The sequence below is a fragment of the Proteus sp. G2669 genome (assembly GCF_009915245.1).
Classification (GTDB): Bacteria; Pseudomonadota; Gammaproteobacteria; order Enterobacterales; family Enterobacteriaceae; genus Proteus.
In genome coordinates this window covers 1-13,571 of sequence record NZ_JAABLX010000051.1, presented here as the reverse complement: position 1 = coordinate 13,571, position 13,571 = coordinate 1, and the positions used below count along the sequence as shown (strand labels likewise).

The window sequence follows — 13,571 nt, the reverse complement described above, 5'->3', positions numbered from 1 at the left end:
TTTTCTCAAAAAAATGACTCATGTTACTATCATTTACCTTACAAATGATTTTTTATGAGTATTATGGAAAACACCGCACCACAAACATCACTTAGCAAAGGTCTTATTCTGCTAATGGCCGTTGCTACAGGCATGGTTGTCGCCAGTAACTACTACGCACAACCTCTACTTGATTCTATCGCAAATTATTTTCATATATCAGCGACTTTAGCCGGATTTATTGTCACCACGGCACAACTCAGCTATGCCGTAGGACTGATGCTATTAGTGCCTTTGGGCGATATTTTTGAACGCCGTTCACTCATTATTACCATGACATTAATTTCTGCCAGTGGGCTATTAATTACTGCGATGGCAACGAATATTTGGGTGATGTTAATAGGTACCGCACTCTCTGGTATGTTCTCTGTTGTCGCTCAAATTCTAGTTCCTTTTGCAGCCACTCTCGCCGCACCACACCAACGAGGAAAAGCCGTTGGCACAATTATGAGTGGCCTTTTGTTGGGTATTTTACTGGCTAGAACAGTATCTGGGCTGATGGCGTCATTTACAAATTGGCAAGGTATTTTCTGGGTTGCGAGTGTTTTTCTAACAATCTTAGCTATTACGTTATGGCGTTGTTTACCCACTTATAAAAGTCAAACAAACTTAAATTACTTTCAGTTATTAGGTTCTATCTTCAAATTATTTGTTACAACCCCAGTACTTCGAACTCGTTCAGTAATTGGTGCGCTGATTTTTGCCCACTTTGGCTTATTGTGGACATCAATGGCCTTTTTGCTGGCGGCAGATCCATTTAACTACTCTGATGCAGTTATTGGATTGTTTGGTCTTGTGGGCGCTGCGGGCGCATTGATGGCAGGAAAAGCAGGCGTATTAGTCGATAAAGGGAAAGGCAAGAAAACCACCACTATCGGATTAATTATCCTCCTTTTGTCTTGGGGTTTTATTATCATTGCACCTTATTATCACTGGGTTGGACTCATCAGCTTTATTATTGGTGTTGTCCTGCTAGACTTAGCTGTTCAGGGTGTACATGTCACAAATCAAAGCACCATTTATCGTATTTTACCTGATGCTAGAAATCGCCTAACCGCAGCTTATATGACAAGCTATTTTATTGGTGGGGCATTAGGCTCTTTATTATCAGGTTATGCCTATCATCAATATGGATGGATGGGGGTTTCTATTGCTGGACTGGTTATTGGCATTATCGGTCTTATTGTTTGGTTATTAGGTTATAAAAATGATCCAATAATCCATGCTGAATAATTTTTAGACCCAAGGATGGGCTATATTATTCCTACAATCCCACTCTAATCAGAATAAAATGTGAATGTTTTAACAGCGTGATTACTATTGATGTATATCATCATCCCATTCTTTATTAAGAAAATTATATCAATCTTATCAATAAAGCACTGTATAAATAATTTCAATTCGGCATTATCCACATGGTAAGCATTGGTGATTAAAATAAATTTATTACGTGTTTTATCGTAAAAAACGATCCATTTTTTCGCAAATAGACTACTATTCATTGTCAGATAAGTGATAAATTGATTTTATTAACTTATTGCAAAGAGATAAGTACCTATCCTTTTTTTGTGTTATCATTCATAAAATTTATGAATCAGGTAACATAATCAAAAAAACATAGTGACTATAAATAATAAAAATTGCTAAATTGTGTGTTTAACATACCATTTAACATGTTGATAACAGCATTATCCTAATTTTCGAAACTAACAAGGTGTCTAAAAATGGAAAGCTCATTTACGCCAACAGAAGAATTACTAAACACTCGCGCTACACAACAGAAATCGCTTAACAAAGATATTCCTTATCAAGAAATTTTGTTAACTCGCCTTTCTATGCATGTTCAAAGCAAACTTCTTGAAAGTCGTAATAATATGTTGAAGTCTCAGGGTATTAACGAGACGTTATTTATGGCACTAATGATTTTAGATACGACAGAAAATCGTAGTATTCAACCTTCAGAGCTAAGTGCTGCACTGGGCTCTTCAAGAACAAATGCAACACGCATTGCTGATGAACTTGAAAAACAAGGTTGGATTGAGCGTCGTGAAAGCCATAATGACCGCCGTTGTTTGCATCTCCACTTAACGGATGCCGGTGAAGAATTTTTAAATAGCTTATTACCTCCACAGCATCAATGTTTAAAACAAATCTGGTCAGTGTTAGATCAACAGGAACAAAAACAGCTTGAAACGCTAATGCGTAAGTTGTTATTACAACTGGATACTTTGGCTGAAAAAGAGTGTGAATAAGCCATATAATAAATAGTTTTATTGATCTAATCCTATTTACGCCATAAATCGGCAAACATACTTACCCATTAGCATTTATAATTTACCTTCACGCTAATAATTATTCTAAGATTGACTTTATAATTATGTTTCCAGTTTCAATACTGGAAACATATCTAATGATGTTTTTCTGGTTTTATGGAGATCTTCTAAATGAGTGTTAATGAGGAAAATACCCCCCCTCAGGCTCCCATTCGCAATAAAAAACGAACTCGCCGAAATGTTCTACTGCTGCTGACTATTCTATTTATTTTAGCTGGGGTGGCTTACACCGCTTATTGGTTTATGGTGTTAAGACATCATGAAACAACTGATAATGCTTATGTCACAGGCAATCAAATCATGATTATGCCGCAGATTTCTGGTTCTGTTACCACCGTTTATGTTGATAACACCGATTTTGTAAAAGCGGGTGACCCTTTAGTTTTATTAGATTCAAGTGATGAAAAACTGGCTTTAGAAAAAGCAAAAACAGCATTAGCGAATAGTGTTCGTCAAATGCATCAACAAATCATTAATGGTCGCCAATTAAAAGCAAACATCGTTTTACGCGAAACAGAACTAACTAAATTACAAAATGACCTTCGTCGCCGTGAAGTTTTAGGCGAACGCAATGTGATTGGTAAAGAAGAACTTCAACACGCCAGAGAAGCTGTTTCCACTGCAAGGGCGGCTTTAGAAGTTGCTAAAGAGCAATACAATGCTAATCAAGCGATTATCTTAAATACACCAATTGCACAACAACCTTCCGTTCTACAAGCATCAACCGATGTTCGTAATGCATGGCTTGCCTTAGAACGTACTAAAATTTTAAGTCCAACAGATGGCTATGTTTCACGTCGTAGCGTTCAAGTAGGTGCTCAAGTCGCACCAGGCAAACCTTTAATGGCTATTGTTCCCGTAACAGGTATGTGGATTGATGCCAATTTTAAAGAAACTCAGCTCGCTAATATGCGTATCGGCCAACCAGCAAAAATTACAACTGACTTTTATGGTAAAAAAGTAATTTATCATGGCACTGTATTAGGTTTAGATATGGGAACTGGAAGTGCTTTCTCATTATTACCAGCTCAAAATGCTAGTGGTAACTGGATAAAAGTTGTTCAGCGATTACCTGTTCGTATTTCATTAGATGAAAAAGAATTAGCAGAAAAACCACTGCGTATTGGCCTTTCTTCAGAAGTTACCGTTGATACGATTAACCTCGATGGAAAAGTATTATCACACAGTGAACGCCAAGTACCTGCTTATCATACTGATGCATTAACTATTGATATGTCAGCGATTAATAAACTGATCAATGAAATTATTGAACAGAATGCGGGACAATAAAGGCGAGGTGTAAAGGTGATTAAAGAGCCATTACAAGGAGGAAGACTTGCCTTAATGACCATCGCCCTTGCGTTGGCTACCTTTATGCAAGTTCTCGATTCTACAATCGCTAACGTCGCTATTCCAACAATTGCAGGAAACTTAGGTGCCTCTAATTCACAGGGTACTTGGGTTATTACCTCTTTTGGTGTAGCAAATGCTATTTCTATTCCAATTACAGGTTGGTTGGCAAAACGCATTGGTGAAGTTCGACTCTTTATGTGGTCAACGGCACTTTTTGCATTAACGTCCTGGCTTTGCGGTATTTCACAAAGCCTTGAAATGCTGATTTTCTTTCGTGTGCTTCAAGGGTTGGTCGCTGGGCCACTAATTCCTTTATCACAAAGTTTATTATTGAATAACTATCCACCAGCTAAGCGAAATATGGCACTTGCACTCTGGTCAGTAACCATTGTTGTCGCGCCAATTTTAGGCCCCATTTTAGGGGGCTATATTAGTGATAACTATCATTGGGGATGGATATTCTTTATTAACGTTCCATTTGGTGTGTTGATTATTATGTGTATATCAAACACCTTAGCTGGGCGAGAAACAAAAACCGAAATTAAACCAATTGATACCATTGGTCTTGTTTTACTTGTTGTTGGTATAGGTGCTTTACAAATCATGCTCGATCAGGGTAAAGAGCTTGATTGGTTTAACTCAACAGAAATCATTGTACTCACCATCGTGGCAGTTGTTGCCCTTAGCTTCTTAATTGTCTGGGAGCTTACAGACGATCATCCAGTGATAGATCTTTCACTCTTTAAAAGTCGAAACTTTACCATTGGGTGTGTCACACTTAGCCTCGCCTATATGATCTATTTCGGTACCATCGTTTTACTGCCACTGCTTTTACAAGAAGTCTTTGGCTATACAGCAACATGGGCGGGATTAGCATCAGCATCGGTAGGTTTATTACCTTTAATTATCACACCGATTATAGGTAAGTTTGGTGGTAAAGTGGATTTACGCTATATCATCAGCTTCAGCTTTATTATGTTTTCTGTGTGTTTTTATTGGCGAGCTTATACCTTCGAACCAGGAATGGATTTTGCCACTGTGGCATGGCCCCAATTTTGGCAAGGTTTAGCGGTTGCGTGTTTCTTTATGCCATTAACGACAATGACATTATCTGGATTACCCCCAGAAAAAATGGCATCAGCGTCAAGTCTTTCGAATTTCTTAAGAACATTGGCTGGGGCAATTGGTGCATCGTTAACGACGACAATTTGGACACAAAGAGAATCACTTCACCATGAAACCTTTGTAGAAAAAATTAATCCACTTGATCCTGATTCACAAATGGCATTCCAACAAATGAATGATCTTGGTCTTTCAAATGAACAGGCATCTGCCTATTTAGCGAAAACCATTACAGAACAAGGATTAATTATTTCAGCCAATGAGATTTTCTGGTTAGCAGCGGGTATTTTCCTTATCATGATGATTGTGGTTTGGTTTGCTAAACCGCCATTCTCTCCAGGAAAATAACGCAATTCACATAGATCTTATACATAAAAAAACCGCTTAAATCACAATGACTAAGCGGTTTTTTATCATTCTTTCTTTAAAACTATAAAGCAATTAGCCTTGGTGCTGACGCCACCATTCAGCTAATAATACACCTGAAGCAACAGAAACGTTTAAGCTCTCTACGTGCCCTGTTCCGCCGATGTAAATGCTCATATCACCTTGATTTAAAGTGCTTTCACTTAAGCCATCTTTCTCTTGACCTAAGATAAGTACCATTTTTGCAGGTAATTGTGCTTTTGATAATGGCACACTGCCTTTATGGCTTGATGTTGCCACTAGCGTATAACCCGCTTTTTTAAATTTATCTAAAGTTTGAGCAAAGTTATCAGCATCAATACCTTGGATATATTCAGCACCACCTTCTGCGGTACGAACAGCCGCACCAGATTCTAATACAGCAGAATCAGGAGAGATAACCCCTTTTACGCCAAAATGCGCACAACTACGCATAATTGCACCTACGTTATGTGGATTACCTACATCTTCCAGAGCTAATACACAATCACTCTCAGGAGCATCTTTCAGATAAGTTTCTGCATCATGACCAACACGCTTTTTAATTAAGAAGCATACCCCACCATGGTGATCGGTGCGGGCGGCTTTGACCATCTCTTCTTCTTCAACAACGTGATAGGCTTTACGATTTGCAGCCATCCATTTTAATGCGTCACGAAAACGTGGCGTAACGTCTTGTAAAAACCAAGCACGAACAATCGCATCAGGACGGTTTTTAAACATTGCCTGACAGGCATTTTCACCATAAATACGTGTTTCTTCTAAGCGCTGACGACGAAGTTGTTCAGGATCGATTTGACTCTTACCCGTAATGCCATCGTGCTCTTTTATTGCCTCTTCACCAGCAGGGCGAGAAACAGTTTTCCATGGAGAAAAACTTCCGCCTTCGCTATCGCGAGAAGGTTTTGATTCATTACGTGATGCGCCACGCCCTGAAGGCTTACCTGCACCGCGGTCATCATGACGAGAAAATTTGTTATCACCACGTCTGTTATCGCGATTTTTATCATCACGGCTATCACCGCGTCTGTTATCACGATTTTTGTCGTCACGGTTATCACCGCGTCTGTTGTCACGGCTATCACCACGACCATTTTCAGGACGACGGGATGGTTTTTTAGGTTTATTATCGGCATTGTCCTCACTACGGACATACATCACTTTTACTTTGCCGTTTTTACCTTCATAAGAATCGTTCATTTGTCTCTCCAACTGCAATAGGGGCGCAGATTACATGATAGTTTAGCAACTGTCACCGAGAGAATCACGCATAGGAATCGATAAACTAATCAGGATCAATTGATAATTAAATTCAGCATAGATATAAGCAATATATCAATATGATTTTTATGAAAAAAAAGTGCTGAATAGTTTGTTTGTTTTTAACATGATAAAATCCGTTTCTTTTTTATTAGTGTTGGTTTATTTGCTATGCATGACAATGCAGTCTCTCGACTTCGTCAATATCGACTTTCAGTTTCAACCCGTCCTTTTAAAGCCAGAGGATTTCGGATAAAACGCTGTAGCTTCTGCTTATTACCTGAAAAGCAGTGCCTTTGTGACACAATTGTCAGCCAACCTGCAAAAAGCCAATTTTGTTTATTGATGTATGATACTGAAGTAATGAAACCAAGTAATACAGGGAAATTAATTGCCGATGTATTACCAGACACGCAGGCATTTTTATGGTCCCGTACTACTCCTGAACAGGCCTTGCTTGACCTAATCAATACACCAGATAAGCAAGCTTATGTTGTTTTCCCTGAAAGCTATGCTTCGAGTGGACGTGTTGTATACAACCAGCTCCCAGTTAATAGCAAACCCCCTCTGTTTATCCTTTTAGATGGTACATGGAGTGAAGCGCGTAAAATGTTTCGTAAAAGCCCTTACCTCGATTCATTACCTATCTTTTCACTTAATGAAGCCAGTAAATGTGATTACGTGCTTCGCCAAGCCGCAAGAGAAGATCAACATTGTACTGCTGAAGTAGCTGCGTCTATTTTAGAAAATGTGGGTGATATAAGGGCATCACAACAACTCTTTTCCCATTTTAGTTACTTTCGTCAACAATATTTAATCGGAAAACCAGACCGCCGTCAGGCAAAAGAAGAGTAAATCAGCTACATTGAATAAAAGTTGATAAGCAAACTCTGGAGTGGATATGAGCCAACGAGGTCTTGAAGCACTATTGCGTCCTAAATCTATTGCGGTAATTGGTGCCTCTGAAAAATTAGGTCGTGCAGGAACCACTATGATGAAAAATCTACTCAGTGGTGGATTTAACGGACCTGTGTTTCCAATTAATCCCTCTCGTGGCTCTGTCTCAGGGGTTTTTACTTATCCGTCTATTGATAAATTACCCCAAGTTCCTGATCTAGCAATTATCTGTACCCATCATCACCGTAACCTTGAATTACTAAAGCAATTAGGTGGATCAGGTTGTAAGGCTGTTATTGTCCTTTCAGCACAGCCTGAACAGTTTCAACCAATAAAGTTGCTCTGCCAGCAATATCATATCCGTTTGCTAGGCCCTAATAGTTTGGGTCTTTTAGCACCTTGGCAGGGACTAAATGCCAGTTTTTCACCTCTCCCTGTTAAAAAAGGAAAACTTGCTTTTATTTCACAATCGGCGGCTGTCGCCAATACTATTTTAGATTGGGCTTATTATCGCAATATTGGGTTTTCTTACTTTATTGCCTTAGGAGATAACCAAGATATACAAGTCGATGACTTACTGGATTTTCTAGCAAGAGACAGCAAAACTAGCGCTATTTTATTGCATTTAGAGCATATTAAAGATGCTCGCCGTTTTATGTCTGCCTCTCGAAGTGCTTCACGCAACAAACCTATTTTGGTCATAAAAAGTGGTCGTACCCAAAAAGCGCAGCTGTTATTGGGTGATACGCCAAGTTATGACATCGCTTATGATGCCGCATTTCAACGCGCAGGGTTATTACGCGTACAAGATACCCATGAAATGTTTTCTGCCGTAGAAACTCTTAGCTATATGACGCCCCTAAAAGGCGAAAGATTGATGATTATGAGCAATGGCTCTGCACCTGCGGCCATGGCAATAGATGAGCTATTCTTGCATTCAGGCAAGCTGGCGAAACTGACAGATGAAACAACGCAAAAACTACAAAGTGTTATTCAAGAAAAAAACACCATCCGTAATCCATTAAACTTGGGTGATGATACAACCGTTGATCGCTATGTTGCAACGCTCAATTGCTTATTAGATAGTCATGATCATGACGCTTTATTACTTATTCATACCCCAAGTGCTATTGCACCTAGTATTGAAACAGCACAACGCGTCATAGAAGCCATCAATAAACACCCTCGACGTAAATGGCTTACCGTTTTTACTAACTGGGGCGGAGAATATTCATCTCAACAATCACGAAAATTATTTAGTGAAGCGGGTATTCCTACTTATCGCACCCCTGAAGGTGCTGTTACTGCATTTATGCATATGGTGGAATATCGTCGGAACCAAAAACAATTAAAAGAAACACCTGCATTGCCTTTAGATGTCAAAATGAATACGCAACAAGCGCACCGTTGTATTGAAGAGGCATTACAGAATAAGCAATATCGATTAGATACACACCAAGTTCAGCCAATTATGGAAGCTTATGGTTTCAATACACTTCCTACTTGGATTGCTCATAATGCACAAGAAGCGGTAAGTATAGCGGAAAAAATTGGCTATCCCGTTGCACTAAAATTACGTTCTCCGGATATTCCTCATAAATCTGAAGTTCAAGGTGTCATGCTTTACCTACGTGACAGCACTGAAGTTTCATCAGCGGCTCATGCCATTATTGAACGAGTAACAGAACTCTACCCTCAGGCTCAAATTCAGGGTTTATTAGTGCAAAGTATGGCAAATCGAGCAGGCTCTCAAGAGCTGCGAGTGGCAATTGAGCAAGATCCTATTTTTGGCCCATTAATTCTATTGGGTGAAGGGGGAGTTGAGTGGCAAATTGAAACTAAGGCCGCCGTTGCATTACCGCCTCTGAACATGGCACTTGCCCGTTATTTGGTAATTAACGCCATTAAAAGTGGAAAAATACAGCCAAGAAGTGCTTTACAGCCTCTAAATATCTTAAGCTTAAGTCATTTTTTGGTACAGGTTTCTCATCTACTTTTAGATTGCCCACAAATAGTTAGGCTAGATATTCACCCATTACTGGCTTCTGGCAATGATTTTACACTATTAGATGTTGCAATGGAGTTAGCACCACTGCAAGGCGATCCCCACCAAAGACTTTCTATCCGCCCTTATCCTAATGAATTAGAAGAAACATTTTATCTAAGAGATAGCAATCCTTGTTTTATTCGTCCTATTTTACCTGAGGACGAACCTCTACTAAAAACGTTTATTAACCAAGTGACAAAAGAAGATCTTTACTATCGTTATTTTAGTGAAATAAGTGAATTTACTCATGACGATCTCGCGAATATGACTCAAATTGATTATGATCGAGAAATGGCATTTGTCGCCATTCGAAATCCAGATGATCAACCTGAAATCATTGGTGTAGCCCGTGCAATGGCAGATCCGGATAATCAACATGCTGAATTTGCTATCCTTGTACGATCTGATTTAAAAGGAAATACTCTAGGTCATCAACTTATGACTAAACTTATCAACTATACTAGAGTACATGGCATTAAACGTTTAACCGCAATAACCATGCCTGAAAATCGCAACATGATAAGTTTAGCGAAAAAATTAGGTTTTTCGGTTGAAGTACAGTTTGATGAAGGAATAGTGAATCTTGACTTGCTTCTTTGATCCTCAAAAGAGCTGTAAGTGCGATAATCATAAGTGAAAGTTTTGTTATGTGATTATTCACGCATCCTTTGATAAATTAGCTATATATGATGATTTTATGCGTACATCCCATATAACTAATGTTATGATCAGAAGATCGGTTAAAGAAAATCTACATGGACGATGGCTCCATCTGCCATCATAAACAAGAGAACTAAGCACTGTGATGTTGTCTAAACTAAAACTTGCTAAGCATCAACAACACCTTGCACAACTGCCTAAATTAGCTCAGTCAGTTGCTGATGTTGAAACGCTTTATCAGACGTCCGCGTTTCGCAGCACCTTATTGAAATATATTGCTCAAGCCAAAAAAGAGATCTTTATTACAGCTCTTTATTTAGAGCACGATGAGGCTGGTGAAGAGATCCTTGATGCACTTTACACCGCAAAACAACAACGTCCTGAATTATCCATTACCGTTATTGTTGACTGGCACCGTGCTCAACGTGGGCGAATTGGTGTCTCTGCTGATGCGACAAATGCAGATTGGTATTATCATGTTGCACAGCAACATCCTGATATAGAGCTCCCTATCTATGGGATCCCTGTTAATACTCGTGAAGCACTAGGTGTATTACACCTTAAAGGCTTTATCTTTGATGATACGGTTATTTATAGTGGTGCAAGCATTAATAATGTGTATTTGCATAAGCTAGATAAATATCGCTATGACCGATATCATATTATTCAAAATAGTGAATTAGCGACCACAATGAAACAGTTTATTGTGAATGATCTTCTGCAATCTGAAGCTATTCAACGTCTTGATATTAAAGATAGAGTTCGTTGTGCTGAAATAAAAAATTGCATACGTCAATTTCGTTTTAATTTACGCACACGTGATGGCTATGATATTAAAGCCAATGCTTCTAATCATGAATTAGCAGTAACGCCTTTAGTAGGTTTAGGTAAGAAAAATATCTTAAATAAGACCATTTCTCACCTAATGGCTTCTACAGAAGAAAAATTAGTTATTTGCACTCCTTATTTTAATTTACCAGCGATCCTTGTTCGTCAAATCAGCCATTTATTAAGAAATGGCAAACAAGTCGAAATTATTATTGGTGATAAAACAGCAAATGATTTTTATATTCCACCTGAAGAGCCGTTTAAAATTATTGGTGCCCTGCCTTATCTCTATGAAATCAATCTGCGTAAATTTACCCAGCGTTTCCAACGGTTTATTGATAATGACCAATTAACACTAAGGCTCTGGAAAGACAGTGATAATACCTATCACTTAAAAGGTATGTGGGTTGATGATAATTGGCAATTAATTACAGGTAATAATCTTAACCCACGAGCATGGGGATTAGATTTAGAAAATGCGATATTAATTCATGATCCTAAACATGAATTACATGAGCAACGGCATAAAGAGCTAGCCTGTATTCGCCAAAAAACACGTATTGTAAAACATTACCAAGAGCTAGAAAGTATTAAGCTTTACCCACTTAAAGTGAAAAAATTAATCAAGCGATTACGACGTATTCGTGTTGATAGATTAATTAGCCGTATACTTTAACGCTAGCACTTCCTGCTTCGAAGCCTTACTTAATATCAGTAAGGCTTTTTTGTATTAACAATCATCTTTTATACTCTACATATCTTATTTATGATCATAAATTCTCTGTGAGAAGGCTTTTATTTTTATGAAACTAAAGCTCAAATATGGTTCTGTGATAATTTTATTTTCAATAATGACTTTAACAGGTTGCCAGTCATTTCATTTTGCCAATGATAATTGGCGAGGAAAAGATAAAGCTCAACATTTCTTGTTTTCTATGGTGGCATCAGCGGGTGCGAATGCTTATGCAGATCATCAACATTATGGCCATAGAGAGGGATTATTAATTGGGCTCTCGTTTTCGATTAGTTTAGGGGCTGTAAAAGAGCTTTATGATAGTCGTCCAGAAGGTACTGGCTGGAGTTGGCATGATTTTGCTTACGATGTTGCAGGGGCAGCGGCAGGTTCATTACTTTATCAGCAATTAAAATAGTTTTTTATTCAGAGTATCTAAGCTCCAAACGCAAAAAAGCCAACCCAATGGGTTGGCTTTTTCGTCTTATTTAATGCCTGGCAGTTCCCTACTCTCACATGGGGAGACCCCACACTACCATCGGCGCTACAACGTTTCACTTCTGAGTTCGGCATGGGATCAGGTGGGACCGCTGCGCTATGGCCGCCAAGCAAATTCTGTTTTATTACCCGCGCTTTCCCTTTCGGTTAGTCGCCAGCAATTTCAATCTTAAACAAGCTTACTTCATCTACTTTTTGTCTCTCAGACAAAACACCTTCGGTGTTGTCAGGTTAAGCCTCACGGTTCATTAGTACTGGTTAGCTCAACGTATCGCTACGCTTACACACCCAGCCTATCAACGTCTTAGTCTTAAACGTTCCTTTAGGTCACTCAAGGTGACAGGGAAGACTCATCTCGAGGCAAGTTTCCCGCTTAGATGCTTTCAGCGGTTATCTCTTCCGCACTTAGCTACCGGGCAATGCCATTGGCATGACAACCCGAACACCAGTGGTGCGTTCACTCCGGTCCTCTCGTACTAGGAGCAACCCCTCTCAATCTTCCAACGCCCACGGCAGATAGGGACCGAACTGTCTCACGACGTTCTAAACCCAGCTCGCGTACCACTTTAAATGGCGAACAGCCATACCCTTGGGACCTACTTCAGCCCCAGGATGTGATGAGCCGACATCGAGGTGCCAAACACCGCCGTCGATATGAACTCTTGGGCGGTATCAGCCTGTTATCCCCGGAGTACCTTTTATCCGTTGAGCGATGGCCCTTCCATTCAGAACCACCGGATCACTAAGACCTACTTTCGTACCTGCTCGAGCCGTCACTCTCACAGTCAAGCTGGCTTATGCCTTTGCACTAACCGCATGATGTCCGACCATGCTTAGCCAACCTTCGTGCTCCTCCGTTACTCTTTAGGAGGAGACCGCCCCAGTCAAACTACCCACCAGACACGGTCCCCGATCCAGATTATGGACCTAGGTTAGAACATCAAACGTTAAAGGGTGGTATTTCAAGGTTGACTCCATGCAGACTGGCGTCCACATTTCATAGTCTCCCACCTATCCTACACATCAAGGCTCAATGTTCAGTGTCAAGCTATAGTAAAGGTTCACGGGGTCTTTCCGTCTTGCCGCGGGTACACTGCATCTTCACAGCGAGTTCAATTTCACTGAGTCTCGGGTGGAGACAGCCTGGCCATCATTACGCCATTCGTGCAGGTCGGAACTTACCCGACAAGGAATTTCGCTACCTTAGGACCGTTATAGTTACGGCCGCCGTTTACTGGGGCTTCGATCAAGAGCTTCTCCCTAAGGATAACCCCATCAATTAACCTTCCAGCACCGGGCAGGCGTCACACCGTATACGTCCACTTTCGTGTTTGCACAGTGCTGTGTTTTTAATAAACAGTTGCAGCCAGCTGGTATCTTCGACTGGCTTCGGCTC

Annotated in this window: 9 protein-coding genes and 2 rRNA genes; 8 read left to right on the top strand and 3 right to left on the bottom strand. The window is 39.8% G+C overall.

What is annotated here, in order from left to right; all coding sequences use genetic code 11:
- The first annotated feature begins 63 nt into the window (after positions 1 to 63).
- The 4 genes from GWI68_RS16045 (at position 64) to emrB (ending at position 5,195) form a co-directional block, all read left to right on the top strand.
- Positions 64 to 1,272 carry an MFS transporter gene (locus tag GWI68_RS16045; protein WP_166540930.1) on the top strand — a complete coding sequence of 403 codons (1,209 nt, stop codon included), beginning with the start codon at positions 64 to 66 and terminating at the stop codon, positions 1,270 to 1,272.
- A gap of 491 nt (positions 1,273 to 1,763) precedes the next feature.
- Positions 1,764 to 2,291, top strand: a complete 528-nt coding sequence (mprA, locus tag GWI68_RS16040; RefSeq protein WP_109409488.1) for a transcriptional repressor MprA — start codon at positions 1,764 to 1,766, stop codon at positions 2,289 to 2,291.
- Positions 2,292 to 2,483: 192 nt separating this feature from the next.
- Positions 2,484 to 3,662, top strand: coding sequence for a multidrug efflux MFS transporter periplasmic adaptor subunit EmrA (emrA, locus tag GWI68_RS16035; RefSeq protein ID WP_166540929.1), 1,179 nt, complete (start codon positions 2,484 to 2,486; stop codon positions 3,660 to 3,662).
- 15 nt (positions 3,663 to 3,677) lie between these two features.
- Positions 3,678 to 5,195: a multidrug efflux MFS transporter permease subunit EmrB gene (gene emrB / locus GWI68_RS16030; RefSeq protein ID WP_109409486.1), complete on the top strand. Its 1,518-nt coding sequence runs from the start codon at positions 3,678 to 3,680 to the stop codon at positions 5,193 to 5,195.
- A 93-nt stretch (positions 5,196 to 5,288) separates the two neighbouring features.
- Here the strand turns inward: emrB and GWI68_RS16025 are convergent, their stop codons facing one another.
- Positions 5,289 to 6,452, bottom strand: coding sequence for a tRNA/rRNA methyltransferase (locus GWI68_RS16025; RefSeq protein ID WP_166540928.1), 1,164 nt, complete (start codon positions 6,450 to 6,452; stop codon positions 5,289 to 5,291).
- A 231-nt stretch (positions 6,453 to 6,683) separates the two neighbouring features.
- On the opposite strand from GWI68_RS16025, the gene GWI68_RS16020 reads away from it, so the two are divergent.
- From GWI68_RS16020 to GWI68_RS16005, 4 genes are all read left to right on the top strand, one after another.
- Positions 6,684 to 7,367 (top strand): tRNA-uridine aminocarboxypropyltransferase, encoded by a 684-nt coding sequence (locus tag GWI68_RS16020; protein WP_166540927.1) that lies wholly within the window; start codon positions 6,684 to 6,686, stop codon positions 7,365 to 7,367.
- Positions 7,368 to 7,413: 46 nt separating this feature from the next.
- Positions 7,414 to 10,056: a bifunctional acetate--CoA ligase family protein/GNAT family N-acetyltransferase gene (locus GWI68_RS16015; protein WP_166540926.1), complete on the top strand. Its 2,643-nt coding sequence runs from the start codon at positions 7,414 to 7,416 to the stop codon at positions 10,054 to 10,056.
- A 205-nt stretch (positions 10,057 to 10,261) separates the two neighbouring features.
- A complete protein-coding gene (gene pssA / locus GWI68_RS16010; RefSeq protein WP_166540962.1) occupies positions 10,262 to 11,620 on the top strand; it encodes a CDP-diacylglycerol--serine O-phosphatidyltransferase in 1,359 nt (452 codons plus the stop codon).
- 127 nt (positions 11,621 to 11,747) lie between these two features.
- On the top strand, positions 11,748 to 12,095 hold the full coding sequence (locus tag GWI68_RS16005; RefSeq protein WP_166540925.1) for a YfiM family lipoprotein: 348 nt from the start codon (positions 11,748 to 11,750) through the stop codon (positions 12,093 to 12,095).
- A 75-nt stretch (positions 12,096 to 12,170) separates the two neighbouring features.
- Here GWI68_RS16005 and rrf read toward each other — a convergent pair.
- Both rrf and GWI68_RS15995 read right to left on the bottom strand, forming a co-directional pair.
- Positions 12,171 to 12,286 (bottom strand): 5S ribosomal RNA (gene rrf / locus GWI68_RS16000).
- Positions 12,287 to 12,402: 116 nt separating this feature from the next.
- Positions 12,403 to 13,571: ribosomal RNA gene (locus tag GWI68_RS15995) — 23S ribosomal RNA — on the bottom strand; the annotation flags it as partial.